The organism is Verrucomicrobiota bacterium JB022 (assembly GCA_030673845.1).
Classification (GTDB): Bacteria; Verrucomicrobiota; Verrucomicrobiia; order Opitutales; family Oceanipulchritudinaceae; genus WOUP01.
This window is the reverse complement of record JAUTCQ010000012.1, coordinates 227,431-253,787: the sequence shown is the minus strand read 5'-3', so window position 1 is coordinate 253,787 and position 26,357 is coordinate 227,431. Positions and strand designations below refer to the sequence as shown.

At 64.2% G+C, this 26,357-nt stretch carries 27 protein-coding genes and 1 riboswitch; of the genes, 9 read left to right on the top strand and 18 right to left on the bottom strand.

The window, feature by feature from the left end; genetic code table 11:
• Positions 1-29: 29 nt before the first annotated feature.
• A complete protein-coding gene (locus Q7P63_08020; GenBank protein ID MDP0500034.1) occupies positions 30-1,406 on the top strand; it encodes a radical SAM protein in 1,377 nt (458 codons plus the stop codon).
• Here Q7P63_08020 and Q7P63_08015 read toward each other — a convergent pair.
• Together Q7P63_08015 and Q7P63_08010 are read right to left on the bottom strand one after the other, a co-directional pair.
• Positions 1,396-1,752 carry a hypothetical protein gene (locus Q7P63_08015; protein ID MDP0500033.1) on the bottom strand — a complete coding sequence of 119 codons (357 nt, stop codon included), beginning with the start codon at positions 1,750-1,752 and terminating at the stop codon, positions 1,396-1,398. The genes Q7P63_08020 and Q7P63_08015 overlap by 11 nt on opposite strands.
• A gap of 24 nt (positions 1,753-1,776) precedes the next feature.
• Entirely contained in the window at positions 1,777-2,460 is a 684-nt protein-coding gene (locus Q7P63_08010) for an ion transporter (protein ID MDP0500032.1), read from the bottom strand.
• On the opposite strand from Q7P63_08010, the gene Q7P63_08005 reads away from it, so the two are divergent.
• The 3 genes from Q7P63_08005 to Q7P63_07995 all read left to right on the top strand — a co-directional run bounded on the left by Q7P63_08005 (position 2,459) and on the right by Q7P63_07995 (position 5,045).
• Positions 2,459-3,001 carry a hotdog domain-containing protein gene (locus Q7P63_08005; protein ID MDP0500031.1) on the top strand — a complete coding sequence of 181 codons (543 nt, stop codon included), beginning with the start codon at positions 2,459-2,461 and terminating at the stop codon, positions 2,999-3,001. The two genes, Q7P63_08010 and Q7P63_08005, sit on opposite strands and share 2 nt — an antisense overlap.
• 74 nt (positions 3,002-3,075) lie before the next feature.
• Positions 3,076-3,906: an SDR family oxidoreductase gene (locus Q7P63_08000; protein ID MDP0500030.1), complete on the top strand. Its 831-nt coding sequence runs from the start codon at positions 3,076-3,078 to the stop codon at positions 3,904-3,906.
• A gap of 56 nt (positions 3,907-3,962) precedes the next feature.
• Positions 3,963-5,045, top strand: coding sequence for an AraC family transcriptional regulator (locus Q7P63_07995; protein ID MDP0500029.1), 1,083 nt, complete (start codon positions 3,963-3,965; stop codon positions 5,043-5,045).
• On the opposite strand, the gene Q7P63_07990 is transcribed toward Q7P63_07995, so the two are convergent.
• Entirely contained in the window at positions 4,954-6,033 is a 1,080-nt protein-coding gene (locus Q7P63_07990) for a type II secretion system F family protein (protein ID MDP0500028.1), read from the bottom strand. The two genes, Q7P63_07995 and Q7P63_07990, sit on opposite strands and share 92 nt — an antisense overlap.
• Here Q7P63_07990 and Q7P63_07985 point away from each other — a divergent pair.
• The 3 genes from Q7P63_07985 (at position 6,032) to Q7P63_07975 (ending at position 8,101) form a co-directional block, all read left to right on the top strand.
• Entirely contained in the window at positions 6,032-6,280 is a 249-nt protein-coding gene (locus Q7P63_07985; GenBank protein MDP0500027.1) for a hypothetical protein, read from the top strand. The genes Q7P63_07990 and Q7P63_07985 overlap by 2 nt on opposite strands.
• Before the next feature lie 53 nt (positions 6,281-6,333).
• Positions 6,334-6,495 (top strand): hypothetical protein, encoded by a 162-nt coding sequence (locus tag Q7P63_07980; protein ID MDP0500026.1) that lies wholly within the window; start codon positions 6,334-6,336, stop codon positions 6,493-6,495.
• Between the two features lie 36 nt (positions 6,496-6,531).
• A riboswitch (cyclic di-AMP (ydaO/yuaA leader) is annotated at positions 6,532-6,679 on the top strand.
• A gap of 63 nt (positions 6,680-6,742) precedes the next feature.
• Entirely contained in the window at positions 6,743-8,101 is a 1,359-nt protein-coding gene (locus tag Q7P63_07975; protein MDP0500025.1) for a potassium transporter TrkG, read from the top strand.
• Positions 8,102-8,168: 67 nt separating this feature from the next.
• Here the strand turns inward: Q7P63_07975 and pyk are convergent, their stop codons facing one another.
• The 4 genes from pyk to Q7P63_07955 all read right to left on the bottom strand — a co-directional run bounded on the left by pyk (position 8,169) and on the right by Q7P63_07955 (position 11,341).
• Complete coding sequence (gene pyk / locus Q7P63_07970; protein MDP0500024.1) at positions 8,169-9,668, bottom strand: pyruvate kinase; 1,500 nt, start codon at positions 9,666-9,668, stop codon at positions 8,169-8,171.
• Positions 9,669-9,839: 171 nt separating this feature from the next.
• Positions 9,840-10,637 carry an MBL fold metallo-hydrolase gene (locus tag Q7P63_07965; protein MDP0500023.1) on the bottom strand — a complete coding sequence of 266 codons (798 nt, stop codon included), beginning with the start codon at positions 10,635-10,637 and terminating at the stop codon, positions 9,840-9,842.
• Positions 10,638-10,700: 63 nt separating this feature from the next.
• Positions 10,701-11,078, bottom strand: coding sequence for a type II toxin-antitoxin system VapC family toxin (locus Q7P63_07960; GenBank protein MDP0500022.1), 378 nt, complete (start codon positions 11,076-11,078; stop codon positions 10,701-10,703).
• A complete protein-coding gene (locus tag Q7P63_07955; protein ID MDP0500021.1) occupies positions 11,075-11,341 on the bottom strand; it encodes an AbrB/MazE/SpoVT family DNA-binding domain-containing protein in 267 nt (88 codons plus the stop codon). The genes Q7P63_07960 and Q7P63_07955 overlap by 4 nt, the downstream gene beginning before the upstream one ends.
• Before the next feature lie 194 nt (positions 11,342-11,535).
• On the opposite strand from Q7P63_07955, the gene folE2 reads away from it, so the two are divergent.
• The gene (folE2, locus tag Q7P63_07950) at positions 11,536-12,432 is read left to right on the top strand and encodes a GTP cyclohydrolase FolE2 (GenBank protein MDP0500020.1); all 897 of its coding nucleotides are present in this window, start codon (positions 11,536-11,538) and stop codon (positions 12,430-12,432) included.
• Between the two features lie 113 nt (positions 12,433-12,545).
• On the opposite strand, the gene lipA is transcribed toward folE2, so the two are convergent.
• Genes lipA through Q7P63_07895 form a run of 11 tightly spaced genes read right to left on the bottom strand, consistent with a single transcriptional unit; the run spans position 12,546 to position 23,885 of the window.
• Positions 12,546-13,451, bottom strand: coding sequence for a lipoyl synthase (lipA, locus tag Q7P63_07945; GenBank protein ID MDP0500019.1), 906 nt, complete (start codon positions 13,449-13,451; stop codon positions 12,546-12,548).
• A 38-nt stretch (positions 13,452-13,489) separates the two neighbouring features.
• Positions 13,490-14,155 (bottom strand): lipoyl(octanoyl) transferase LipB, encoded by a 666-nt coding sequence (gene lipB, locus Q7P63_07940; GenBank protein ID MDP0500018.1) that lies wholly within the window; start codon positions 14,153-14,155, stop codon positions 13,490-13,492.
• A gap of 25 nt (positions 14,156-14,180) precedes the next feature.
• Positions 14,181-14,510, bottom strand: a complete 330-nt coding sequence (locus Q7P63_07935; protein MDP0500017.1) for a hypothetical protein — start codon at positions 14,508-14,510, stop codon at positions 14,181-14,183.
• Positions 14,507-14,983: a DUF456 domain-containing protein gene (locus Q7P63_07930; GenBank protein ID MDP0500016.1), complete on the bottom strand. Its 477-nt coding sequence runs from the start codon at positions 14,981-14,983 to the stop codon at positions 14,507-14,509. Before Q7P63_07930 ends, Q7P63_07935 begins: the two co-directional genes overlap by 4 nt.
• Positions 14,984-15,001: 18 nt before the next feature.
• Complete coding sequence (locus Q7P63_07925) at positions 15,002-15,730, bottom strand: tetratricopeptide repeat protein (protein MDP0500015.1); 729 nt, start codon at positions 15,728-15,730, stop codon at positions 15,002-15,004.
• Between the two features lie 9 nt (positions 15,731-15,739).
• Positions 15,740-17,485, bottom strand: a complete 1,746-nt coding sequence (locus tag Q7P63_07920) for a BatD family protein (GenBank protein ID MDP0500014.1) — start codon at positions 17,483-17,485, stop codon at positions 15,740-15,742.
• 8 nt (positions 17,486-17,493) lie between these two features.
• Positions 17,494-20,343, bottom strand: coding sequence for a VWA domain-containing protein (locus Q7P63_07915; GenBank protein MDP0500013.1), 2,850 nt, complete (start codon positions 20,341-20,343; stop codon positions 17,494-17,496).
• 7 nt (positions 20,344-20,350) lie between these two features.
• Entirely contained in the window at positions 20,351-21,391 is a 1,041-nt protein-coding gene (locus Q7P63_07910) for a VWA domain-containing protein (protein ID MDP0500012.1), read from the bottom strand.
• Complete coding sequence (locus Q7P63_07905) at positions 21,392-21,934, bottom strand: DUF4381 family protein (GenBank protein ID MDP0500011.1); 543 nt, start codon at positions 21,932-21,934, stop codon at positions 21,392-21,394.
• Complete coding sequence (locus tag Q7P63_07900; GenBank protein ID MDP0500010.1) at positions 21,934-22,866, bottom strand: DUF58 domain-containing protein; 933 nt, start codon at positions 22,864-22,866, stop codon at positions 21,934-21,936. Before Q7P63_07900 ends, Q7P63_07905 begins: the two co-directional genes overlap by 1 nt.
• Positions 22,867-22,886: 20 nt before the next feature.
• On the bottom strand, positions 22,887-23,885 hold the full coding sequence (locus Q7P63_07895) for a MoxR family ATPase (protein ID MDP0500009.1): 999 nt from the start codon (positions 23,883-23,885) through the stop codon (positions 22,887-22,889).
• 169 nt (positions 23,886-24,054) lie between these two features.
• Here Q7P63_07895 and Q7P63_07890 point away from each other — a divergent pair, with 169 nt between their 5' ends.
• On the top strand, positions 24,055-26,295 hold the full coding sequence (locus Q7P63_07890; protein ID MDP0500008.1) for an O-antigen ligase family protein: 2,241 nt from the start codon (positions 24,055-24,057) through the stop codon (positions 26,293-26,295).
• The last annotated feature ends 62 nt before the right edge of the window (positions 26,296-26,357 follow it).

Genomic DNA, 26,357 nt, shown 5'->3' with positions numbered 1-26,357 from the left:
AAAACCTTTTCAAAAAGGAATGTTTCCTTATGTCCCAGCGTCAGCATGTTCCGACGGCCTCCGCCATGGTGGAGACCGCCTTCGCCCGGGTGGGTGTCGATCCCTTTACCGCCGCCTTCGACCTTGCCGCCAGTGCGCACCCGCCGCACGGGCACGGTCGCTCGGTGCAACCCACCGAGGCGGTGGAGCTGCCTTTTGCCGACTGGGCACCGCAGCTGTTTGAGGAGCGCCAGGCTGCCCCCTTGTGCCTCTACCTGCACGTGCCGTTTTGCCGACACCGCTGCGCCTTCTGCCCGTTTTACCGCTACCAGTGCTATGACGGCTTCAGCGCCGATTACGCACGCCTGCTACGGCAAGACATTGCCCTGACGGCCCAGGCGTTGGGCGAAGACCTGCCCCGGCGGCGGGTGGATGCCGTCTATTTTGGCGGCGGCACGCCGAGCGACCTCGAAGGCAACGACCTCGCGGCGGTGATGGCCGACCTCAAGGCGCGGCACGGGATCGACGCGCGCACCGAGATCACGGTCGAGGGCCGCTTTCGCGACTTTACGCCCGAGAAGGCTGCCGCGTGGGTAGGGGCGGGCGCCAACCGCTTTTCCCTCGGCCTGCAAAGCAGCGACGAGCGCCTGCGCCGCCGCTTGGGTCGACTCGCCGGGCGCGACGAGATTCGCCGCGTCATCGCCGACCTTTCCGCCACGGGCGCACTGGTGATTGTCGACCTGATCTTCGGCCTGCCGGGGCAGACCATCGCGATGCTGGAGGAAGACATCCGCTTCCTGGCCGAAGAAACGACGATCGACGGTCTCGATCTCTACGAGCTGAAGCAGTTCCCCGGCAGCCCGCTGGCCAAGATGCTGGAGACGGGGCGACTCCCGGCTGCGCCCGTGCAGACCGAGCGCGGTCGGGCCTACGCCGCCGCCTGTGCCGCGCTGGCCGCGCAGGGCTTCGAACACTTTACGCTCCAGCACTGGCGCCGCACGCCGCGCGAACGCTCGCTCTACAACCGGCTGGCGAAAGTCGATGCCGACTTGCTACCCTTCGGCTCCGGCGCGGGCGGGCGACTCGGGCGGCTCTCGATTGCACGCGATCCAGCCCTCGACGGCTACCGTCAGGCGCTCGAAAACGGTCAGATCCCGGCCCGCTATCGGCAGACCTCGGAGAATTCCCAACGCAGCTTCCCCGCTCGGCTGGCGGGCGCGGTGGAGGATCGGACCCTGCCTCCGATCAGCAGCTGGCCCGAAAGCACGCTGCCGTGGAAGGCCGCCTTGCTCGAAAACTGGCGCGAAGCAGGCCTGATCGAGTCGTGGCCAAGCACCGAAGAGCCCGTGCGCCTCACCGCTGCCGGTTGCTACTGGGCTCCGCACCTGCAAAGCCTGCTCACGCGACTGGCGATGGCTACTCGGTGAAACGACTCGCGAAGATCGTGATCACGCTGTCCGGCAGGTAACCCTCAATGTAGTGGCTCTCCTTACGGTCGCCTTTGCGGATGAAGACTTGGAAATACTGCGAGGGCGGGCTTTCAAAGTGAAACTTGCCCTCGGCGTCGGTCTTCGTCTCGGCGACGGTGATCCATTGACCATCGGGGGAAGTGCCGCCTTCGGGCATCTTGACCTCGATCTTGGCATGGGCGACCGAGCCATCCGCGCGCTTTTGGCGCACCACGCCGTCGATCTGCCACATTGCGGCGGTGTCTTCGGCCTGCAGCACGACGGCAGCAAACAAAAACAGGAGGAGACTGAGGAGCGTTTTCATGGGGGAGAGAGAGTTCGCGTTAATCTACCCGATATCGCGGGCTTTCGCCAAGGCAGACGCAAAAAGTCCGGTCGGGATCGTGATGAAGCCGAGGCCGACCATCAGCACGAAGAAGGTGAAGACCCGACCGCCCGCCGTGATGGGGTAGACATCGCCATAGCCAACGGTCGTCAGCGTGCAGATGGCCCACCAGAGCGAATCGAAGACCGAGGCAAACTTCTCCGGTTGGGCCTTGTGTTCGCAAAAGTAGATCCCGACCGACGACAGGTAGAGCACGATGAGGGCGGCCGTCCCGAACAGCACCAGCTCTTCGCGGATCATCTTGAACGCCTGATGGTAGCGCCGGATCGCCCGGTCGTAGCGCGCCAGCTTGACGAGGCTGAAGAGGCGCAGCATGCGAAAGGCCCGCAGCGTCCGCAGGTCGATCCCGAGGGCGAAAAAGTAGGGCACGATGGCCAGCAAATCGATGATGCCGAAGAACGAAAACGCGTAGGCCGAGCGCGGGCGCGCCATCAACAGGCGGAACAGATATTCGCCCGTGAAGAGGATCACCGTGACGAGTTCGAAGTTGTCGAAGATCACAGGCCACGGCTCCGGTAGGTTGGGCTGCGTCTCGAAGGCAAACGCGATCAGGTTGAGCACGATCAAGGTCTGCATCGCGTAATCCCAACGCCCGAGGAGGATCCGGCCATCTGCGTCTCGCTTCATGCGCGCAGTAAAAGCCCTACCGGCGCGTGCGACAATTCGATTGTCGCAGCGCCCGCTCGCCCGTTCCGCCCTTGCCAAAAGCGCGCCGGGCCGTTGCAGTCGCGCCATGCTACCGGAGCACGCCCCGGCCTTCACCTTCCAGGCCGAAGTCTTTTACGACCAGTTCGACGCGCAGATGATCCTGCACCACCCGCAATACCTGGTGCTGGTCGAGCGCGCCCAACAGGCGTGGGTCGAGCACGTGCTGGAGGCCCCACGCTTCGATTGGGAGAACTTCCCCGATATGTACCTCGTCGCCCGCCGGGTAGAGATCGACTTCCTCGGCAGCGTCGCAAAGCCCGGCCACGTGCTGGTCGACCTCTGGTGCCTGCAACTGCGGGCGGCCAAGTGGAAGGTCGGCTTCCGCCTGCGCAGCGAAGACGGCCACGCGGTCTACGCCCAGGGCCACCGCCTCAACTGCAAGGTGGCCCCCGAAACGCACCAGCCCCGCCTCTGGAGCGACCGCTTTCAAGAGTGCATGGGCGCGCTGGTGGCTCGGTAGTCTGGCGTATTGCGCAAGTCGATTGGCGTAAGTGGCGAGTGTATGGGCGGGGCAGGTGGCGTAGAATCGCTGCAATGAACCAGACCATACTCATTACCGGCTGCTCGTCGGGCCTCGGCCAAACCACCGCCCTCCACTTTGCCCGCCAGGGCTGGAACGTCATCGCCACCATGCGCCGCCCGGCGGATGCGGCGGACTTTTCGGAGTGGCCCAACGTGATGGTTGTGCGACTCGATGTGGAAGATGCAGCCTCGATTGAGGCCGCCATTGCAGCCGGGATCGAACGCTTTGGCCGCATCGATGCGGTGGTGAACAACGCAGGTTTCGGGCTGTTCGGTTTGTTTGAGGCCACGCTGCCGGAGAAGATCGCCGAGCAGTTTGCGGTGAATGTCTTCGGCGCGATGAACGTAATGCGGGCGATCCTGCCGCATTTCCGCGAGCATCGCAGCGGCACCGTCGTCAACGTGGGCTCCGGGGCGGGCGTGTTCGGGCTGCCAATGCTGTCGCTCTATTGCGCCAGCAAGTTTGCGCTCGAAGGCTTCAGCGAAGCCATTTCCTATGAGCTGGCCTCGCAGGGCATCCGGGTAAAGATGATCGAGCCCGGTGGCGTCACCAGCACGCGCTTTGGCGAGCGCAGCGGGGCGGAAGCCGCGCAGAACGCGGGCATTGCCGACTACGAATCGTTCGTCGAGGCGACGGCAGGCCTTTTTGCCCGGATGCGCGACGAGCGGCGGGGTACGGAGGAAGAAGTCGCTCAAACGATCTACGCTGCCGTCACCGATGGCACGGATCGCCTGCGCTACGTGGCGACGAAGGACATCCTGCCGATCGTCCAGGCCCGGCGCGAGACCTCCGAGGAAGCCTTCATGGCCTACATGCGCACGCACTACCAGCCGCAGTGCTAGCCCTTTGCTGGCAAACCACGAGTTGCAGACCGGCTTTGCCGGTCATCACCTGAATCATGGCCGGCCCGACCTATTCCAGTCCGAATCTTTTCCCGACGCTTGGCGAGCTGGGAGTCGACCCGGCAAAGGTACTCCGGGCCACCGGCCTGCCCCTTACGCTGGCGAGCCAGCACCCTCTCTTGCTGGATACCGAGCAGCTTTTTCGCTTTTGGGAAGGGCTGGAGCGAGTGGCCGACGATCCGTTGATCGGCGTCCGGGTTGCCTGCCGCGCACCGCGCGAGCGTTTCCACCCGGCAAGCATTGCCGCGCACCATGCGCGGACATTTCGGGAGGCTCTGCAACGCTTGGCCCGTTACAAGGCGCTCTGCTGTGCCGAAGAGATGCGTTTGATCGAGCAGGGCGACCTTTGCCTGATCGAGTTGCGCTGGATCGGCAGCACCAAGCCCGCCCCGGCTCGCTTTATCGACGCCATTTTCGCCTCGCAGACGGAGCTGGGAAGGCGAGGGACGGGGCTGCCCTTGAATCCCCGCCGGGTCGAGCTGGCCCGTGCACCCGAGGCCGTGGAGGCGTTTGAAGCGTTTTATGGCTGCCGTGTCCAGTTCTGCGCGTCGGCGAACCGACTCGTCTTTGCCCGCGCCGATCTCGACCTGCCCTTTACGACTTACAACGCTGCGCTGCTGGAGATGCTGGCCCCTTCGCTCGATCAGGCGCTGGCCAAACGTGTAGCCACCCGCTCCATTGCCGACCAAGTCCGCTGGGTGGCCCAACGCCTCATGGCGGGTGGCTTGCCGCCAATCGCGGACGTCGCGGGCGAGCTGGGCATGAGCTCTCGCTCGCTGCAGCGTCGCATCGCGGAGGAGGGCACCAGCTTTCGCGAGCTGCTGACGGATGCCCGCCGCGAGCTGGCCCGGCAATACCTGAGCGAGCCGACGCTCAATCTGGTCGAGGTCGCGTGCCTGCTGGGCTTTCAGGACCCCAACTCGTTTTACCGCTCATTTCGCGATTGGGAGGGCCAGACGCCCGGCGAATGGCGTGAAGCGCAGAGCCTCACCAGCCCGAGCGGCGGTCCCAGTTCTGGAGCTGCTCGAAGTAGTGACCGTAGGCTTGCAGCACCTCGTTCATCAGCACCCCGGCGATGATCAGGAAGACGAGCTGCGGATAAAAGAACGCACAGGCGGCCAACCAACGGGTGGCAGAGTTGCGGTAATGGCGCATCTGTTGGCGCAGGGTTGCCTCCAGTTGGCCGGTTTTCTCGCCCGTCTGGTAGAGCGCGACGAAATCGACCGGCCAGACGCCTTGCGCGCCCATCAGGCCGCCCGGCGCACGCCCGTTGCCGACGGCCTCGGCCAATTGACGCGTGGCAGCGGCCATGCGAGGGTCGCCCGTCGTTTCGCCTGCAAGGGTCAGCGATTTCCGGAGCGAGACGCCCGCCTCCAGCAGATCGGCGAGCAAGCGGCAAAAGCGCTCCAGCCCCTGTGCACGCAGGTATTGGGCAATGCCGGGCAGGCGGCGCAGCACCGCGTGCAGGCTGCCGGGGTGGAGCGTCCGCCAGGCATGGAGCAGCAGCAGCGCGCCCCACAGGCCGGCCATGCCCGCCGCCACCTGCCCCAGATAGTCGCCCCAGACGAAGGTGAAGGGAGACGTGCTTTCAACATCCAGTGCGCCGAACGTCAGGTGCAGCACCGAGAAGCACAGGATCGCCAGATGCACGACCAAGAGCGGGTAGAGCAGGGCACCGATCACCTTGCCCCGTGCCTTGCCCAGCTCCCGATAATGCTCCGCCAGCGAAGCTGCCGCCTCGGGGAAGGTGCCGCTCTGCAGCGCCGCCACCCACACCGCGCGGTCGAGCGCGCCCAACCAGGAGGCGCGTTGCTGCAAGGCGCCCGCGAGGTCCAGCTCCGGGAGGGCGGCGAGCAAGGCCTGCTTATCGGCGGGCTTTGGGCCGGGTGTCGTTTCGAGCGCTTCGACCAGCGTCAGCCCCGCCGCCGTCTTTTGCGACAGCTGCGCATACCAGTTGGCGCGCACGCGTGAGCCCTGCACCCCCACAGGCTGTCGCGCACAGGTGAAGACGGCAAGTGCATAGCCGCTTGACCCCGGGCGCGTCTTGGGCCACCACTTTTGCGGCATGGATGCCAAAGCACAAGCGGCCGCGTTTGAGGCCTACAAGCGCGTGGAAGACCACGCAATGCACCTCGTGAAGGAAATGAAAGCCCAGTCGCCCAAGAAGGTCGACATCGAGCTGGCGCTGATCACGGCGGTCTTCGAGCTGCATAAGGGCACGCTGCCGCCGCGCACGATCGGCAAGATCGTCCAGGGCCACCTGGATACGCTCGTGCCGTTTTACGAGCAGGCGCAGCAGCAGGGCCAATCGTAGCGCGCCGCGCGTTGGCGCTCGCCAAATCCCTGCCTCGGGCCTAGCCTGCCTGCATGCAATCGTCGCGACCATCCCGACGCGTCGGCATTGGCGGCGCTGTCCTCATCATCGGCCTGCTCGGCCTTTCGTTGCTCCTCATCTGGATGATTTACCACCAGCGTTTCGGCGAACCGGAGCCGGTGGAGACCATCCCAACCGGCGAAATGGCAGAATAACGCCGCAGTTGCGCCGGCGGCCGAGCTGTGCATCCTTATACCTCATAGCCTAGTGGGCGCCATTGCGCTCAACGGGGGACCCAACCGCCTGGGAGACCAGGCCGGGGCGAAGGCAGAGCTTCTGCCAGGCGACCTTTCGCGCCTAGCCCGTCAGCTAACCTCGTCGGCTTCGGAGGGAGCCCCATCGGAAATCAGATCCGGTGCCTCTCCTGTTTGCACCGTTTGTAACTTCAACCTCTGATTTCCGATGAAAGCGATCTGGACCTGGATCGACGGGTGGATGCGTACCCGCATCTCCCGCTTCGTGCGAGGGGAGCCCAAGCGCCTGCTGGCCTTTGGCTACCTGTTTTACATCCTTGCGGGTACGGGCCTGCTGGCCTTGCCCTACGCCCGCGCCTCGACCCACGGCGGCTGGCTCGACTGGCTTTTCACCGCCACCTCGGCCGTCTCCACCACCGGGCTGGTCACGCTCAGCACCGGGCACGATTATACCTTCTTTGGGCAGCTCGTCATCATCGGGCTGATCCAGATGGGTGGCCTCGGCTACATGACCTTCGGCAGCTTCGTCTTGCTGGCCGCTTCACGCCGCATTGATCAATGGCGCGAGCGCACGCAGCGCCTCTCCCTCAACCTTCCCGAAGAGCTGGACGTAGCCGCGACCGTGCGCCTTGTCGTCGCCTATACCCTCTGCGTGGAACTGGTCGGGGCGGGGTTGCTCTGGTGGCTTTTTGCGTCTGCTGGAGTCGAGCAGCCGCTCTGGAGCGCCGTTTTTCACAGTATCTCGGCCTTCTGCACCGCCGGCTTTTCGCTCTACGACGACAGCCTCACCCAGTTTGCAGCCAACCCCGGGGTGCACGTTGTGATCTCCACCCTCAGCATCCTCGGTGCAATGGGCTTCCTCATTGTCAACGACTTCTGGCGCTCGCTGCGCCGCCGCAAGGTGGGGCTCACGCTGACGAGCCGGATCATCCTTGCCAGCACGGCCTGCCTGATCGGCGTCTGCTGGCTGTTGCTGCTGTTCGAGGAGCCGCTGACAGCACCATCCTCTGGGCTCACCGCGTGGCTCAACGCTTTTTTCCAGGTGATGACCGCAAGCACTACGGTCGGCTTCAATACCCTGCCGATCGAGCAATTGTCATCGGCCTCGACGCTCCTGCTCATCGTGCTGATGCTGGTGGGCGCTTCGCCGGTCGGGACGGGTGGGGGCATGAAGACCACCACCGTCACGGCGCTTTGGGCGATCATGGTCAGCGTGCTGAAAGGGCGACCGGAACCGACTTTTGCCGGCAAGGCCATACCCGAGGTACGACGCAGGCTGGCGGTGGCCACGAGCCTCTTTTATATGCTGCTGCTCGGGCTCGGTATCTACCTGCTGGCCGCGTTCCAGCCGCAGCCGTTGGTCGATATCGCCTTCGAGTGTGCTTCGGCGCTCGGCACGGTCGGCCTCAGCCGTGGCCTCACGGGGCAACTGGGCGATGCCGGAAAGCTGATTGTGACCGCGCTGATGTTCTTTGGACGGGTAGGGCCGCTGCTCTTTGCAGGCGCCTTGCTCGGCTCGGCAGTCGCACGGGCCAAGACGGCGCCAGAAGAAGACGTCGTCGTCTGATCGACGCGCAAAAAAGCGACCCGCTCCAGTCGGAACGGGTCGCCGTAAAAAACAGATCAATCGTAGCTTACTCGATGGTGCGGAGCTGGATCGTCTCGATCACGCGCTCGCCGAGCAAGGCGTTGGCGATCACCACCAGACGGGTACCCGGGCCGGCGTGGCCGCTCTCCTTGAGCATGCGCATCGCCTTGATGATCGTCTCTTCCGGATCGTCTTCCGTGAACTGGATGAAGAACGGGTCGACGCCCCAGTTGAGGCACATGCGTTTGAGCGCGCGTGGATCATCGGTAAAGGCGAAGATCGGAGATCGGCGCGGGCGCAAGGCGCTGAGCACGTTGGCGAGGAAGCCGCTGCGGGTGAAGCACACGATGGCAGCGCCTTCTAGCTCTTGGCAGAGGATCACGGCTGAGCGCAGGAGCAGGCCCTTGGCGCTCTTCAGCTCGATGCGGTCGTTCCAACCCGGGCCATCCTGGCCTTCGACCGAGGTGATGATGCGGTTGAGGGTGTCGACGCAGGCAAACGGGAACTTGCCGACGCTGGTCTCGCCGCTGAGCATCACGCAGTCGGCCTGCTGGGTCACGGCGTGGGCCACGTCGGTGATCTCCGCGCGGGTCGGCACGGGGTTCTGGATCATGCTCTCGAGCATGTGGGTGGCCACGATCACGCTCTTGCCCTGGCGCAGGCACTCCTTCACCGCGCGGTCTTGCGCGATGGGCAGGGTTTCGTAGGGGATCTCGATCCCCAGGTCGCCCCGCGCCACCATCACGGCGTCGCTTGCCTGCACGATCTCGGAAAGGTTCTCGATCGCACTCTGGTCTTCGAGCTTGGCGATGATGCGCACATCGCTCTGGCCCTGTTCGCGGCAGTAGGCGCGCATCATGTCCAGGTCGTCGGCTTCGCGCACAAACGACAAGGCATACAAGTCCATGTCGACAGAGATGCCAAGCTTGATGTCCTCCCGGTCCTTTTCGGTCAGGCAGGGGAGGCGCACCTTCACGCCCGGCAGGTTCACGTGGCGGCGGCTGGTCAGCGGCCCACCGACCGTCACCTTGGTGCGAACGCGGCAGGGCTGGATGTCTTCGACGCGGAAGCGCAGCAGCCCGCTGTCGACGAGCATCGTATCGCCCACCTTCACATCTTCCCAGAAGTTCGGGTAGTTGATGCTCACGCCGCGCACGCCCTCTTCCTTCAAGTCGTCGATGCGGTCGAGGTCGCAGTAAAAGTCGAAGATTTCGCCTTCTTCCACCGTCCACTCGCCGTCGATCTTGCCGGTGCGGATCTCGGGGCCCTTTACGTCCATCATCACGGCCACTTCACGGCCCACGCGGGCGGCGACGGCCCGCACGCGGCGGGTGATCTCGCGCGTCCACTGGTGGTCGGCGTGAGCCATGTTGATGCGGCAGATATCCACACCTTGGCGGATCAACTGCTCCAGCGCCTCCGGGCTTTCCGAAGCGGGCCCGATGGTAAAAATGATTTTCGTCTGCCGATAGTGCGGATGTTGCGTCGCCGCAACACGTCTTTGGTCAGCCGGGATGTCCTGTCGTAGTTGGTCCTGCCAGATCATAGCATTACTTTTTTTAAAGCCGCGTCCGGGGAATGAAAGAAAATTACGGGCCGTTTAAGCGAATGTGTGCGACATGGGCGCAGAATTGCGCAAAAACGCCCATATTTTGCGGATTAGAGCTGATTCGGGATGCCAGCGAAGGCTATTAGCGTCGCTGTTTTGTTTCAAATGTCACACCACCGCCAAGTCGAGCGTCACTTCTTGACCACCGCGCGGGTCGATAACGGTAAAATCACAACGGGTCTGCGCTCCCCGGATGCTGTCGCTCACGCGTTCGACCTCATTGCAGTCCTTGCTCAGATGGGCGAGGAGGAGGTGGCGCCAGCGCGGCTGGTGAAACGACTGCAGGAAGCCGGCGGCGGCCGCGTTGCTCAAGTGCCCGTGCGTGCCGCTGATCCGTGCCTTGACCGACGCGGGGCGAAACGGGTCGTTGGCCAGCAGATCGGGGTCGTGATTGCTCTCCAGCACCAGCACATCCGCATCGGCGGCCAGCTCGCGTACGCAGTCGGTCGTGTGCCCGAGGTCGGTAATCCAGGCCAGCTTGCGGCGCGGGTTGAAAAGATCGTAGCCGCCGGTGGTAAAGGAGTAGGCGACCGGCTCGTAGGCGTCGTGCGGGATCCGGCAGGTCGCCACCTCGATGTCGCGAAACTTGAAGCTCTTTTGCGTCTCGAAGATCACCCAGCGTACATCGCGCTTCAAGGGCCGCTGGATCGCTTGGGCGGTATCGTAATTGGCGAAAAACGGCAGGTTGGGGCGCTGTTGGGAGAGTCCTTTGACGCCGGTTGCGTGGTCCCCGTGCTCGTGGGTGATGAAGACCGCGTGCAAGTCGTCGACCGTACGCCCCGCTTCGCGCAACAGCGTCTTGATCTGCCGCCCGCTGAAGCCTGCGTCGATCAGCACGCACGAATCATCCGTCTCCAGCAACGCACAGTTGCCCGAGCTACTGCTCCCGAGGACCTGAAACCGCATGCCCATCCACAAGGGTGCCACAACCGCACAACGCCTGTCACGGCTGAAGTTGCGGGAGCATCGCTACAAATCTCTCTTCAGCTTCTTGTCGAAGGTGAGGAGCGTGTGTTTTTCCGTTTTGGCCCGAGCCCAGATCAGGTAGTCCCCGAAATCGGCTTTTCCTTGTCGGTAGCGTTCGAGGGCGAGGCGCAAGCGGGCTGCATCATCGAAGACAAACAGCGCGTCATCCAGCAGGTTTTCCAGGATCATGAGCCATTGGGCCTTGCTGATTTGGTAGACGGAGCTGAGCACCCAGCACGTTTCCAGCAGCACAAGATCGTAAATCCTGATCTGTCGGTCCGCCTCGATCTCTGCCTGAATCGTGGTCGTGACGACTGCGGATTGCTCCGGATCATCCTGGGTGAGGAAGCGGACGAGGTAATTGGTGTCGAAGGCGATCATTCTCGCGCGTGCTTTTGCTGCAGATGGCGCGCGATTCCCGCCTTCATTTCTTCTACGGTAGCGGCTCGTTGCTTAACACCAATAAAAGGTGCCGCGCAGCCCGCCGAGGATCCCGGGGCCTTCTTCTTTCTCATCGAGACGTGTTCGGAATCCTCCATCGAAAATTCGACGCGGTCGCCCGCCGAAAGCGACAAGGTCTCCCGCAGCTCTTTGGGTAACGTAATCTGCCCTTTGGAAGTCACTTTGGCGTGTACTACCGTCATTCCTTACTAGTAGGGCGATTTTGTAAGAAAAGCAAGCGAAATAGTGCTATATTTTCCTTTGTATCAAGATAAAATACCCTTGGTTTGCCATCCTCTCCAGCCTGTGCAGACTGCCAGGTAGACAACTTGGGCTTGCGCCGGGAGTATCCACGGGCATATGCCTATACGTTTCGACTCGATCGCACATTTTGAAGGTGAGCACACACACTGAGCAACAGCCGCTGCCCGACACGCAGAACCAAGGCTCCGAGCGCATCCTGGGGGCCAACGTGCCGATCCAGCAGGTGGGCATCTCCAACTTTCGCCTGCCGCTGCAGTACCGCACGGCCGAGGGCGACCTGCGCACGCTCGAGACCTCCGTCACCGGCACCGTAGGGCTGCAGGCGGGGCACAAGGGCATCAATATGAGCCGCATCATACGCACCTTCTACGAGTTTGAGCAGGAGGTCTTTACGCCCGGCACGCTGGAGCCCATCCTGCGTGCCTATTGCGAGCGCATCAACAGCCCCACGGCACGCCTCAAGCTGCGGTTTTCCTACCCGATCCGACGCCCGAGCCTGCGCAGCGGTGCCAGCGGCTGGCAATACTACCGTTGCTGCTTTGAGGGATCGCTCGACGCGCAAGGCCGCTTCCGCAGCCGCATCCACTTCGAATTTGTCTACAGCAGCGCCTGCCCCGCCTCGCACGAGCTGTCGCTGCACGCGCTGGAAGAGCGGGGCGTGATGGCGATCCCGCACAGCCAGCGCAGCAATGCCCGCATCAGCGTCGAGATCGACCCGCGTAGCGGCCTCACGATCGAAGACCTCCAGCAACTGGCCGAACGTGCGCTGCTGACTGAGACTCAGGTGATGGTGCGCCGCGCCGACGAGCAGGCCTTTGCCGAGCTCAACGGCGAGCAGACCAAGTTTGTGGAAGACGCCGCCCGCCTCCTCTACGCGCAGCTTGCCGCCGAACCCCGTATCCAGGACTTCCAGGCCGCCATCGCGCACCTGGAGTCGCTGCACAGCCACGACGCCGTCGCAGTGATCGTCAAAGGCGTGCCCGGCGGCTTCGAAGGCGAGTTCGACGACTTCCGCACCCTGATCGTGTAGAAAAGGCCAGAGCGTGTTTTGCGAGGAACGGTCCTCCCGCTCGTAATTTACAAAAAAACGCGCTCCCAGTTTTGAGAGCGCGTTTGGTTTCTAAAAAGGGTAGGGGGCGATTTTTACGCCACGGGGGCCGCGACTGGTTCGGCGACCGGCGCTTGGGCCGTCTTGCCGTGCTTGTAGCGGTCGCTCTGCTCGTCGGCGTGGTAGCTGGAGCGCACGAGCGCGCCGCTTTCGACCACACCGATGCCGATGCTGAGGCCGAATTGCTTCCAGTGCTCGAACTCTTCGGGCGACACCCAGCGGTGCATCTTGCGGTGCTCCTTGGTGGGCTGCAGGTATTGGCCGATCGTCACGATGTCGATCTTGATGTCGGCAAAGTGGCGCATCGTCTCTTCGATCTCGTCCTGCTCCTCGCCGATGCCGAGCATGATGCCCGTCTTGGTGGTGAAGCCTCGAGACTTGGCGTGCGAGAGCACCTTGGTCGTGATGTCCCAGCTGGCAGTCTTGCGCACCGGGCGCTGGAGGCGGGGGACGGTCTCGAAATTGTGATTCAGGATATCCGGCTTGGCTTCGAGCACGATGTCGAGCTGATCCAGATTGCCACGGAAGTCGGGGATCAGCACCTCGATGGCCGTCTCCGGGTTCTTGTAGCGGATGGCGCGGATCGTAGCGGCCCAGACGCCGGCGCCGCCGTCCTTCAAGTCGTCGCGAGAGACGGAGGTGATGACGGCGTGCTTCAGGCCCATGCGTTTGACGGCCATGGCGGCGCGGGCGGGTTCACCCAGGTCGAGCTCGGTCGGGCGACCCGTTTGAATCGCGCAAAAGGTGCAGGCGCGCGTGCAAGTATTGCCCAGGATCATGAGCGTAGCCGTGCGGCGCGACCAACACTCGCCCATATTCGGGCAGCGGGCGCTTTGGCAGACGGTGTGCAGCTCGTGCTCTTCGACGATGCCGCGGACGGTCTTGTAGGTCGGGCTGGTGGGCAGCTTGGCGCGGAGCCAGGAAGGCTTACGTTCGCTCATGATTTCCACCAAGCCACAGCTCGCCGGTGGTTGCAACTTCAATTAGGGGCCACTGCCTGTGCCGGGGCGGCGAACTGCCGCCAAAAGCTTGTCGTCACGGCCTCCGCGACGGCTTTGGCGTCTACCGGCTGGCCCAGCTCGGCTTCAAGGCTGGTCACGCTGCCATCGGTGATGCCGCAAGGCACGATGCCGCCGAAGTAACGCAAATCGGTCGAGACGTTGAGCGCAAAGCCGTGATACGTCACCCAGCGGCGGACGGCCACGCCGATGGCGGCAATCTTGCGCTCTGCCAGCCAGATCCCCGTTTTGCCTTCGCGGCGACCGGCTTCGAGCCCAAACCCGGCCAGCGCCTGGATCAGGGCCTCTTCCAGTTGGCGGAGGTAGGCGTGGAGGTCGCGCCCCCGCTCAGTCAGGTCCAGAAACGCATAGCCGACGAGTTGCCCCGGGCCGTGAAACGTTACATCGCCCCCGCGGTTGATCTTCACCACTTCGACGCCGGCGGTGGCGCGGGTCGCCTCGTCCCACAGCAAGTGCTGATCTGCGCCCGGGCGTGCGCCGAGGGTATAGACGGGCTCGTGCTCGGTCAGCACCAGCGTATCGGGCACGGCCTTGGCCAAGCGCTGGGCCACGAGCACCTGTTGGCGGGCGAGGGCGTCGCGATAGCGTGTGCGGCCCCAGTTGAGGGTGCGATGAGAAGCCACCATCACAGTTGGAGGGGTGCGAAAGGTCTTAGTCGCTCAAGCGATACTCGTTTTCATCGAGCTTGACCAGCCGTAGGCCGTAGAGGTTGGCCAGATCCTGCAGCGTCTGCTCCCAGGTGGCGCGGCGGGCCAGGCGCAGGGTGATGCTGCGAAAACGGTTGGAGCGGATGTCGACGTCGATGTCAAAATCAGCCTCCTTTTCGATCAGATTGACGATCTCGTTGAGCGAGGCACCGTTGGCCACCAGCGCTTCACCGGTTTGCGGATTGTTGCTGAGGGTGACATTCTTGCTGGAAACGCAGCCAGTGGAGAGGCTGGCCAGGAACAGAGCCGTGACAGACAGGAGAACTGATTTCATAGATAAAAGTAGAAAGCGATGACGAGGCCGACCGAAACGGCAAGCTTTGTTCCTTGGGCGAAGAGGGAACCAACGATGGCACCGATGCCGGCCCGGCTCGCGGCCCGCCAGGAACGCTGCTCGATAAACTCGAACAACATAGCGCCGATGATCGGCCCCAGGATTAACCCCGGGAGATTGAAAAAGATTCCGCCAACGATGGCGCCGACCAAGGCACCCAACGCGCCCTTCCAGGTGGCGCCGAATTTTTTCGCCCCCAGGTAGGAGGCGACGAAGTCCAGCAACTCGGCCAACAAGGTGATGATGCCGGCCACGATCACGAACTTCCAGCCCACCGACAACGGTGCCATCCAGAGCTGATGGATCGCGATACCTGCCCAGACCAATATCGTGCTGGGTAGCACCGGCAGAAAAATGCCCAGCACGCCGAGAAAAAACAGCGTGCTGGAGACGATGAGGGCAAGCACCTCCATATTTGCGGTAAGATACCGCTATTCCCACACCGCTGCAACCTCTTGCGCCGGGAGGTAGCCGGTGGCACCATTCGCGAGGGCCACGCGGACAAATTCGCCGTGCTGCTCCAAGCGCTTGACGGAGGCTCCGGCCGCCACCGCGTCGGTCGTCGGGCTGGCCTCGGTGGGCGCGACGCGCAGTGAAGCCTGCTCCAGCACGATCATGCGCTCGCTCTGGAAATGGTAATAGACGAGTGGGGGCAGGGCGGCGAGGAAGCACAGCACCCCCAGAAAGGCGAGACCGCCGCCCAGGTAAGTCGGCAGCCAGCGCAGGGCGGGCAAGACCACGCCGATCACCACTAGCCACACCGCGAGGGTGCCGACGACGACCCAGCCGTTGAGCGGCAGTGAGAGCGCGTGCGGCGCCCAAAGGGGAGCCGTCGTGATGGGCTGGTTGGTCTGCGTGCGGAGGAATTCCCACTTCGCCCGGTAGGCCGGGTCGGCAGGAGCGAGCACGAGCGCCTTCTCGATTTCGAGCAATGCGGGGCCGACGTCGCCGTTCTGGTAGTATGCGCTGGCGAGGTTGGCGTGGACGCCTGCTGCCGTGCCGCCCAGCTCCAGTGCTTGCTCGTAGGCCTCGATTGCCGCGGGGTAATCGCCGCTGGCGTAGGCGGTGTTGCCTTGGTAAAAGGCGTCTTCCGCCGGGCTTTGGGCGTGGGCCGCGAGCGTGAAGGCCAGGAGGGAAATGAGCCAAAGAAGGTGTTTCATGGAAGCGTCTCAGGCTTGGAGTTGGCGCACGGCGTGTTCGACCCGCTTGAGGTCGGCGGAAAAATCGGTCTGCTGGGCGCGCCCGCCGTAGCGCAGTGCATCGCCCCGGTTGAGCAGCGAAACCAGTGAGCGGCGGTCGTCTTCCGGCATCCCGGCCTTGGCCAGCCGCTGGTCGATCTGCTCCAGCGTCACGGACTCGGCGGGCACCCCCGGCCCGGCGCAAGCGATCTGCAAGGCCTTGAACGAGGCTTGGTAAAACGCGACGGACTCCTGTTTGGCGGCAGCCTGACGGGCAGTGCTCAGGCTTTGCTCGATCGCCCGGGTATGGGTGGCACGGGCGCGCAGCTCCGGCTCGGTCTCGTAGCGCAGGCGCTTCCAGCGCACGTAGCCGAGCAGGCCCAGCACGAGCGCAAAACCGACGTTGCCCGCCCAGAACATCGGGCGGTAAAACAGCGGTTTGTTATCCGGGTAAAAGCTGCCCGGCGCGGTGGCGAGAGCACCGATCCCGGGGCCGCTCGGGCTGCGCAGGGTCGAGCCGCCGGATGAGCGCGGTGCGGGTGCCGCCGCTTCCCCCGTCACCTTCAGCGGCTGAGGGGCGACGACTTCTTCCTGATAGGCGCTCTTGGCCGGGTCGAACCACGCCAGGCGCACTTCCGGCGTCTCGGTAACGCTGGAGCTCTCCGGGATCAACACGTAGCTGATCGTCTTGGTACCCCGCAGCGGCGTATCACCCTCGGTCTGGTCGACACGGGGCGGATAGGCGCGCCAGTTTTCGGGCACCTTGAGCTGCGGCGCTTCCATCCGGCTGATGTTGCCGCGGCCATTGACCGTCAAGGTCAGCTCGACCGGCTCCCCGGTGGTCACTTCCTCGCGCGACCACTCGTGATCGACGCTGAACTGGCCGACGCCGCCGGTGAAGCTTGCGGGCCGTCCTTGCTCGGGCAGGGCCGAGACGCGGATCGGCTCGTGATCGGTAAAGAGCGTGATCGAGCGGTAGCGGCCAAGGCGAGGGTCGCCGTAGTCGATGGGGAAGGAAAAGTTAAGCTCGTGCGGGCCGGCCCGGGTGGGGGAGAGGATATACGCCCACGAAAATTCGGCATAGCGCACCCCTGCTTCCGTCACGTCATTCTGCTGAGGCTGGGCCCCGGCAAAGACCTCCTGCATGTCGTCGCCCAGCCGTTGGAGGACGGCACCGCGTTGGGCAGCCACATCGGCATCGCGGCGGATGCGCAGGATCACGCGGATGGGCAGCAGTTGGCCCACGTATACCGGGCCTTCCGGCAGGCCGAGGCGCAGGCTGACGGTATCGAGAAAATCACGACTCGGTTGCCCCACCGTCACCGTTTTGTCTTCCAGTTTGTAGTCGACGCCCCGGATGGTAATGACCTGCCCCGGGATCGTGTAGGTGCCGGGCTTGCTGGCACGGAAATTCCAGACCAGCGAGAGCTGCAACTGGCTCTGGGTCTGCATCTGGCCAAAGCGGTTGACCACGTTGGTCGACTGATAGCGTTGCTGCTGCATCGGGCCGAATTCGAAGCCGTCTACCGTGGGCGGCTCGACGTTTTCCGGCTCGGCGGGGATGTTGCTGAGCAGGATCTGATATTGCCCGATCTCCCCCAGCATTACGTTGGAAGGGGTGACGGCGGCCCGGACTTGCATGTCCTGCTGGGCCCACGCGGGCGAATGCAGGCCGAGCAGGCCGAAGAGCCCCAGCATGAGGCAAAAGAGAGGCGTTGGCGTTGCGCGCGTTGTCATGGGTGAAGTTACCAATTGCGTCCTTGGGAGGGTGGGCGTTCCTCGTGGCGGGCTCGGCGGGAGGCAGGCAGGATGCGGCCACCTTCTTCGAGCTGGCGCAGGAGAGCGGCGGCCTCTTCGGCGCTCATCTCCTGCAGCTCGGCGGGAATCTCGGTGGCGGGTTGCTCTTCGGTACCCTGTTCGCCTCCTTGCGGCTGCTCGCCGGGCGGAGGTTGAGGCTGCTCCTGCTCTTGCCCGGGCTGCTCTTCCGGGGATTGCGGTTCGGACTGCTCGGGTTGCTCTGGCTGCTGATCTTCGTTTTCCGGGGGCTGCTGGTCTTGCGGCTCCTGCTGGTCGTCCCCGTCTTGCGGTTGCTGCGGTTGGTCCTGGGGCTGCTGCTGATCCTGATTTTGTTGGTCCTGATCCTGATTCTGGTCGTTCTGGTTTTGGTCCTGGTTGTCCTGACTGTTCTTCTGCTGGTCTTGATTGTTCTGGTCGTTTTGATCCTGCGGATTGTCGGACTCAAAGACCGCGATCACGTCCTGGTCGCCGTATTCCTTCGTCACGGTCGTCTCGGCGGCTTCGGGGTCGGCCACGCCGGGGCCTTCCCAGCGCTGGAAGGTGTAGCCCTCCCTGGCTTCGGCCTTGATCGCCACCTCTTCGCCACGCGAGTAGTTGCCGCCGCCGGTGGTCGTACCGTGCTCGTCCGAATCGGGCAGCACCACGAGGTTCCAGATGCGGTTGACATGCGCGGTTACGGCGCGGTCGCGGTCGAGGTGGACGGTCGTTTGCGGCTGGGTGGCATCGGCCACGCCGTCGCCCGTCCAGCCCTGCCACTCAAAGCCCGGGCGCGCCTGCGCCTGGATCTGCACGTCGGTATCCTTTTCGTAAAACCCGGGATTGCCTGCATTGACGCCCAGCGCGGGCTCGCCTGCCACGTCGAGCTTCCAGCCCGGCACGTAGGTGGCGGTAGCGGTCACGTCGCCCTGCAGCGAGATCTGCGTCTTCGGCTGCGCTGCGTCGACAATCTCCGCCTGGCCGTCGAGTTCCCAGCCCTTGAAGGCCCAGTAGTCGTTGCCTTCGGTGGAGATTTCGACCGGTTTGTTGGCGTCGTAGGTGCCCGATTTCTGGGCCGTGCCTGCCTCGGCCGGTTCGACTTGCACCGTGAGGTCCCACACCTTGATGAAGCGGCCCGTGATGCTGTAATCCTTCTCGACCTTGAAAGTCTGCTTCGGCTCCTGCTTGCCGCCGACCGGCTCACCGGCCCAGAAGGCAAAGTGCCAGCCGTCATTGGCCTGCGCGGCGATCTCGACCTGCGTATCGCGCACGAATTCGCCTTCACCCGTCACCGTGCCGCCTTCGGCCGGTTTGGCGGCGAGGGTCACCGTGCGCATCATTTCGCGGATGCGCTCCTGAACGTAGGTCAGGTTGTCTTCGGCCTCGGGGTAGGTGCCGCCTTTGAGGTCGATCGCGGCCCGGAAATTCTGCTGCGCCTTCTTCCACGACTCGACCGCATTGACGGCAGATTCGGTCAAGGCCTGTGCGCCCGCCTCGTAGTAGGTGTTGCCGAGGTTGTAGAAAGCCTTGGACTGCAGCTCGATCTCGTCGGTTTGCAGCGATTGGGTAAAGGCCTGCTCTGCCTCCTGATACTGGCGATCACGGTAGAGCGCCGTGCCCAGGTTGTAGAGCAGGCGGGCGTTGTCGGGCTCTTCCTCCAGCGCGAGGCGGTAAGCCTCGATGGCGGCGTCGTAATCACCTGCGTCGTAAGCGGCCTGGGCCTCCTGCCGCAGGTTGGCGGCGTCGAGCGGGGCCGGTTGAGCCAAGCCGAGGAAGAGCGCACCCAGCGCGAAGGGGAGGGCCGTGGCTCGGCCCACTGCCCGGCGACGGCGCGTGCCCATCACAAATTCCAGCGCGAGCAAGGCCAGCCCCAGCAACAAGGGCCACTGGAAGCGGTCGATTCGCACCGTCTGGTGCGATACGCCGAGGTCGGCCTCCGGGATACTCTCGATTGCCTGATCCACCAGCCGGCTGAAACCGGCGCTGGAGGTGCCGAGTTGCGCGTAGTCGCCGCCGGTCAGTTGGGCGACTTGCTGTAGCGTGCCCGCATCGAGGCGCGTGCGCACGATCTCGTTGGTCACCGGGTCGCGCAGGAAATTGCCTGGGCCGCTGCGAGGGTCGGGGATCAGGCCGCCCTCTGCCGTGCCCACGCCCACGGTGTAGACGCGCAGGCGCTCCGCGGCTTCGCGGGCGGTCGCAATGGCTTCGCCCTCTAGGTCCTCGCCGTCGGAAAAGACGAACAGCAGGTGGTGCGCGTCGTTCTGGCCAAATGCCAGTTGTGCCTCGCGCAGGGCCGAGGCCATGTCGGTGCCGCCCTGGGGCAGCGTGTAGGTATCGACCTCGTTCAATACTTCTAGAAAGGCGTTATGGTCGAGAGTCAACGGCACCTGCAGAAAGGCTTCGCGGGTGTAAATGATGAGGCCGATCTTGCTGCCCGGCGCTTGACTCAACAGGTCGAGGATGGCCAGCCGCGCGCGCTCCAGCCGGTTGGGCGTCACATCTTCGGAGCGCATGGAGGCCGAGACGTCGAGCGCCACCAGCAGCTCGACCCCGCGCCCCTGCTTTTCGACCGTCGTTTCGCCAAACTGCGGGCGGGCGAGGGCGATCATGACGAGCAGGATGCCGGCGCAGAGCAGGCCCGTCTTCCAGTGCCGGCGAGATTGGCTCACGTTGGCCAGCAGCCAGTCGCGGTGGTCGGCCTCGGCAAAAATCTCCAGCCGGCGGCGCGAACGGCGCCACGCGCTGAAGGCCAGCAGCCCCATCACCAGCAAGGCGAGGGGCAGCAGCCACAGAAAAATCGGTTGGGCAAAGCTCAGATACATGGCAGGCTTACGGCAGTCTGCGGTAAAGGGTGAGGGCGAGCACCGCCTCCAAGACCAGGAGGGCAAAGGCGAGTGCCAGCGGCCAGATGTAGGCCTCCGCGTAGTCGATCCAGAGGTTGATGTTCACCTCGCGCTTCTCCAGTTGGTCGATCTCGTCGTAGATCTCCTTCAGTTGCTCGGAGTTGGTCGCGCGGTAGAACTTGCCCCCGGTGACGTCTGCAATCTCCTGCAACGACTCGAAGTTGACCGAAGTCGTCACCCAGCGCATCAGCAGCTCGCCGGAGGAGTTGCGCACAGGATTGCCGTTGCGGTCGAAGCGCGGATACTGGACTTCGCCCGACTGGCCGACGCCGATCGTGTAGACCTTGACGCCCGAGGCGCGCGCGGCTTCGGCGGCAAGGCTCGGCTCCAGCTTGCCCGTGTTGCTCTCGCCGTCGGTCAGCAAGATCACGATCTTGCTCTCGGCGTCGAGGTTGCGCAGGCGGTTGACGGCACGCCCCAAGGCATCGCCGATCCCCGTGCGTGTGCCGTCGATCATGCCGATCTGCAGATCTTCGATCCACTGCTGCAGCCAGCGATGGTTGAGGGTCAATGGGCTGATCAGGTAAGGATCGCTGGCGAAAGCGATCAAGCCCAGGCGGTCGTGCTCGCGCTCGCGCACAAAGTCGGCCATCACGCGCTTCACGGCAGTCAGGCGGTCGACCACCTTGCGGTCGACGATGAAGTCGTGCGCCCACATCGAGTCGGAGAGGTCGGCCGTGAGCATGATGTCGACCCCGCTGGAGGTCATCGTCTGTTGCTCGGTGCCAAACTGCGGGCGCGCCAGCGCAATGATGCCGCAGGCGAGCGCCAGCGGGCGGATGGCCCGCGTCCAGCCCCCGGCCCGGCTCTTGACCAGGCTGGAAATCTGCCCCGCGATGGCCACGGAGGAAAAGCGGACGGCGGCACGTTGCCCGGCCCGGCCACGCAGCCACCAGAGCACGGGCATCAACAGCAAGAGCAGGAGCCAGGCGGGCTCGGCAAAACGGAAAATGGGAAGGTCGTCCATCTAGGCGGCAGAAGACGGTTGGGCAGGGGCGGGGGCGGGCTGGCGCTCCTGCTCGGCGCGTTCAACCCAGTTGGCACCCTCTTGCAGCAATTCCTGACGCTGTTGCTCGCTGAAGGGCTGCGCGGCGTAGCGCACCAGCACGGTGCTCTGCAGCAGGTGCCCCAGGCGCTGGGCCAGCTCGGGCGAAAACGGAGGATTGGCCTGCAGCGCGTCCAGCATCTCTTCCGTCGTGCGCTCCGTCACGGGCAGGCGAAACGCGGCTTCGGCGTAGCGGCGCACAATGCCTGTCAGCTCGTAGGCGAAGGCACGGTCGGTCAGGTCCTTTTCGGTCGCGAGCGTCTTGAGGGCCTCGCGCGCCATCTGGATGGGGGCCAGCCGGATTTCCTCAGTCGTCTTTTGCGTGCGGCGGCGGCGGCTCCAGAAAAGCGAGAGCGCCAGCACGGCCAGCAGCAGCACGATCAGCAACGAAAGCAGCAGCCACGGCACGCTGGCGAAGCGGACGGGTGGCTGGATATCATGCAGTTGGGCGAGCAGCACGGGCATTAGCGGCGGTGGGTGCGTTGGGCAAAAAAGGCGCGCAAGGCGGTGATGAAGGCCTGGTCGGTCGTCAACGGCAGGTGATCGGCCCCGGCCTTGCGGATCATGCGGGCGAGGGTGTCGCGCCGGCGGTGGTTTACCTGGGCGTAGAGCGCCTGGACGTCGCGCCGGTTGGTGTTCACCTCCACCTGTTCGCCGGTCTCGGCGTCTTCGAGGGTGATGATGCCCACGTTGGGCAGCTGGCCTTCGCGCGGGTCGTGCAGCTCTACCGCCACGAGGTCGTGACGCCGGGCGGTGGTGCTGAGGGCGCGACGCAGGCCCTGCTCGTTGCTACCACTGGCATTGGGGCGCGTCCAGCTTGTCGTTTCCGGCGTCAGGAAGTCGCTGAAAAGGAAGCAGATGGCCTTGCGCCGGTGCAGGTTGTTGAGCTGGCGGAGTGCGCCCACGAGGTCTGTCTTCTGGCCCTTGGGCTCGTAAAAGAGGATCTCGCGCACGACGCGGAGCATGTGCTGGCGGCCTTTGCGCGGCGGCAGGAACACCTCGATGCGGTCCGTAAAGAGCACGAGGCCTACCTTGTCGTTGTTGCGGGCGGCGGAAAGGGCGAGCGTCGCGGCCAGTTCGGCGGCCAGTTCGCGCTTGGTCTGGTGCCCGGAGCCGAAATCGAGCGACGCGCTGAGGTCGACCGCCAGCAGCAAAGTCAGCTCGCGCTCTTCTTCGTAGACCTTGATGAAGGGGCGGTCCTGCTTGGCGGTGACGTTCCAGTCGATATTGCGCACATCGTCGCCCGGCAGGTATTCGCGCACTTCGGCGAACTCCATACCGGAACCTTTGAAGGAGCTGTGGTAGGCTCCGACGAGGGCATCGTCTACCAGACGGCGACTGCGGATCTCCACCGCCCGAACGCGCCTGAGAATGTCGTGAGGGCTGGGACGTGGCATGTTGGCCAATGAGTGGAGGCTTAGGGGACGGGGACGGCGTCGAAGATCTTTTTCACCAGGTCGTCGCTGCTCAGCCCCTCGGCTTCGGCCTCGTAAGAGACGATCAGGCGGTGGCGGAGCACGTCGGGCCCGATTGCCTTGATGTCCTGCGGGGTCACGTAGCCGCGGCCTTGCAGAAACGCATGAGCCTTGGACGCGAGCGTCAGGGCGATGGTGGCACGCGGGCTGGCGCCAAACTGGATGAAGTCTTCGAGATCGGCCAGTCCAGCTTCCTTCGGGTAGCGGGAGGCGAAAATGAGGTCGACGATGTAGTCCTTCAGCTTGTCGTCGAGGTAGAGGTCGTTGACCACCGCGCGGGCGGCAAGGATCTCCTCCGGCGTCACAACCGGCGAAGCCGTGGGCTTGGCACCCGTGCGGGCCTGCGCATCGAGGATGGTGCGCTCTTCCTCGCGGGTGGGGTAGCCCACGTTCAGCTTCAGCATGAAGCGGTCGACCTGGGCCTCGGGCAGCGGGTAGGTGCCCTCCTGGTCGATCGGGTTTTCCGTCGCCAGCACGAGGAACGGTACCGGCAGCGGGTAGGTCGTGTCGCCAATCGTCACCTGGCGCTCCTGCATGGCTTCGAGCAAAGCGCTCTGGACCTTCGCGGGGGCGCGGTTGATTTCGTCGGCCAGCACGATCTGGGCAAAGATCGGGCCGCGCTTGGTCGAAAACTCTCCGGTCTTCGGGTTGTAGATCAGCGTGCCGAGGATATCCGCCGGCAGCAGGTCGGGTGTAAATTGCAGACGGGCAAACGAAGCCTGCAGGGTGGTGGCGAGCGTGCGGACGGACAACGTCTTGGCGAGACCGGGCACACCTTCCAGCAAAACGTGCCCATCGGCCAGAAGGCCGATCAGCAGGCGATCTACCAGATAGCGTTGGCCGATGACGACCCGCCCGATTTCGTCGCGCAGGCGCTGGATCCAGCGGCTCGCTTCCTGCACGCGTTGCTCAATTACTTCCAGAGAAAAAGATTCAGCCATAAAGCTAACAGCTACGGTGAGTTGCGAAACGGTAAGACCCCATAAGTGGTGAGGGAGTTCAAAATTTATCGCAAGCGCTTTCTCCCCTTCCGCTTCGGCAAAGGCCCTTACGCCCAGAATTTTGTTGTCAGTACCGAGTATAGGTCAAAGCTACCGGACGCTTCCTCCCATGCTAAGTCCCCAGCGTCTCCTCAAGAATTTCTTTCAATATATCGGTCATCACCCCGACCGGATCGTCGACTGGCTGATGGTTTTCGGGATCGCCTGGCTGCTGGTGCAGACGCTGGTCGGCCTGGGCGGCTACCTCCCCTATGGGGCGACGCTGGTCGAGCCGCTGGAGATTCTCTGGCTCCTGGCGGGCGGGCATGCCGTGTGGTTGGTGCTGCACCGGGGCAAGACGGTGTTTCGCCCCTGGGCCCTGTTGCCGCTGCCGCTGATCCTCTGGGGTGCCTTCGAGGTGCATTTTGTTAGTTCGGCCCCTTGGTGGGGTGGGCTGGCATGGGTCAACTGGCTGGCGGCGTGGCTGCTTTTCTGGATTGTGGCTCACCAGCTCCGGACCCGTCTGCAGCTGCTCTGGCTTTTCGTGCTGTGCGTCCTCATCGGCGCGTTGGCTGCCGGGGTGGGGCTGTACCAGGACTATTTTGCGCCCCAATGGTTCCCGATCGAAGGACGTGAGCGGGCGGCGCAGTATGCCGGGCGCGCGGCTGGCTTCTTCGGCATCCCCAACAACCTCGCGGCCTTCCTCGTCCTGATCTGGCCTGCCACGATCGTGATCGCCTCGATGCGCCGCTTCCCCGGGCCGCTGCGGCTCTTTTGCCTCGCGCTGACGGTGGGGATGCTGGCCGCGATCGTCTCGACCGGCAGCCGCGGGGGCATGATCGGCCTGCTGACGTGCGCTGCCGTGCTGCCCTGGATGCTGATGCCCAAGTTCAAGCAGCGCGTCTACCTCTTTTGCTGGTTCCTCCTTGGCGGGATCTTCCTGCTCACCACCGTCTACCTGCTCAGCCTGCAGTTCCGCGCCCGCATTATGCTGGCGGTGGACGAGCAGGGCGAGACGACCCGCCCGGTGATGTGGGAGGCCGCGCTCAACATGCTGGGAGACAACCCTGTCGCGGGGCAAGGCCTCGGTGGCTTCGAGGGCGAGTGGGAGCTTTTCCGCCCGGAAGGCCCCGTTAGCGATCCCCATTACGCGCACAGCGATTACCTCCAACTGGGGGCCGAGACGGGCGTAGTGGGCCTCGTGCTGGGGGCTGGTGTCGGCCTCGCGACGCTTGTCTGGCTTTTCCTGCGCTGGCGCAAGCTGCCCTACGTGCAGATGGCACCGGGGCAAGACCTTCGCGTGCTGGAGTCGGTCGGGCTGGCCAAGCCGGCGCGCTCGAAGGCGAAGAAGGAGGACGAAGAGGGCAAATCCAGTCGTCGTCGCCGGGTGAAGCGCAAGCGCAAGCAGCCTTGGGCCGACCGCTTCAACAAGCCGATGGTCTACTTTACCTCCTTTGTCGTCATGGCGCTGCCGGTGGCAGGGTTCGTGTGGCTACAAGGGCTCAATCCCGCTTATCTGCTGGTCGTGCCCATCGTGCAGATCCTGGGTGTGCTCGTGCTGATGATCCTGAAGGACGAGGGTGCGGTCCAGCGGACGACCAGCGGCAAGCTGATCGGCATGGCGACCTTTGTTGGTCTGCTGGGCGTCTGTGTGCATGCGGTCATCGATTTCCCGTTTCAAATCCCCGTGATCCTGTGGCTGGCGGCTGTGTTCCTCGCGTTGGGCCTCCGGGCTACGGCCAAAGACGATGACGAGCGCCACCTGCCGCGTCCGGTGCTGTATGGCTTTGTCGTGCTGGTCTTTGGCGGCGCTACTCTGATGTATGCCTACGGGGCACCCCGCCTGCAGGCTCAGTATCGTTATTACCTGGCGATGGAAAGCCTGCAATACGCCGAGCGCAACCCCGACCTCGTGTTGCGCGATCCCGCCGTGGCGGGCGAACCCTTCTGGGGCTTCCACCGCGCGCGCCAGCTCAACCCCGGCCACGGCGCCGCCTGGATCGGCCAAGGGCGGGCTCGCATCATCCAGAATCAGGCCGATCTTTCCGGCCGCGACGCCTACTACGGCGAGTCGGCGCTGCCGTTGCTCAAGCAGGGACACGAGCTTTACCCCGACGCCTGGGAAGGCTACCTCTACCAAGGCCTTGCGCTGTGGATGATGCAGCGGCCAGACCGCGAGATCGTGCCCCTGCTGGAGGCGGCCGTCGAGCACGCCCCGCAGCGGCCACAGCCTTACGTGACGCTGGCCGACTACCTGTGGAGCTCCGGAGCCCCCGAAGAGCGCGTGAAGGCGCTGCTGGAGCAAGCCTATGCGCTTGACCCCTACTACCAGCCTACCTTAGATTTGCGTCTACGTATCGGCCTGGACTAATGCCTCACCTGTCGTCTCGCTCCCTCTGCTTACCGCTCCTCTGGTGGCGGTGGCTCCTGCTT